Here is a 624-nt window from a genome sequence, read left to right as displayed (position 1 = left end):
CGCCACGGGAATCAGACGTGCCTGTAGTGTCTCGGCAGCCCAGTCCAACGCCGGATCCCAGTCTGCGGCCTGACGCTCCTGCAGTTCCTGAGGATGGGTGGCGCGATAGCACAGCAGATCGGAGTCACCATAGTCCGCCAGCATATCCGCTACTTCGCCGTGCTGGATGCGCACCTTGTCGATCGCCGCATTGGCCGAGCGGGTAAAGGGCATGGTGGTCGGGTCCACCTCTTTGTCTTGTGCATCCCATTCAGCGGCAACGGCTTCAGCCATCGCTTTGGTCGGCAGAATCAATGCGGCCTTGGCCGGCGTTTTGACCCGGCGGCCATCCAGCTCGACCGTATAGCCGTCCTCGGCCTCGACCGTGATGCTGTTTGTCCAAAAGCGTTTCGGTTTCCAGTCGCTCATGTCTTCACTTCCAAAGAGTGGCCAGCGTATCCGGCAGCTGGTCGAATGTTTCAATCACACAAGAGGCCGCACTTAGCGCAGCAGTGTCATGGTACCCCCACGACACCCCGATCCCGGTCACGCCAGCAGCAGCGGCCATATCCATGTCAAAGCTGGTATCCCCGATCATGACCGCGTGCGCGGCCTCAACACCGGTTTCCGCCAGCGCAGTCTGAA

General features: G+C 60.7%; 2 protein-coding genes. Both read right to left on the bottom strand.

Going from position 1 to position 624, the window contains the following annotated elements; genetic code table 11:
• On the bottom strand, window positions 1-408 hold a 408-nt coding region (locus tag ACR0E6_RS22575), incomplete at its 3' end, for an ATP12 family protein (protein ID WP_480587590.1).
• A gap of 4 nt (window positions 409-412) precedes the next feature.
• The coding region (locus ACR0E6_RS22570) for an HAD hydrolase-like protein (protein WP_480587587.1) at window positions 413-624 on the bottom strand (212 nt) is incomplete at its 5' end.

Source organism: Ruegeria sp. AP12, from assembly GCF_056540025.1.
This window is presented reverse-complemented; position numbering and strand designations above follow the sequence as displayed.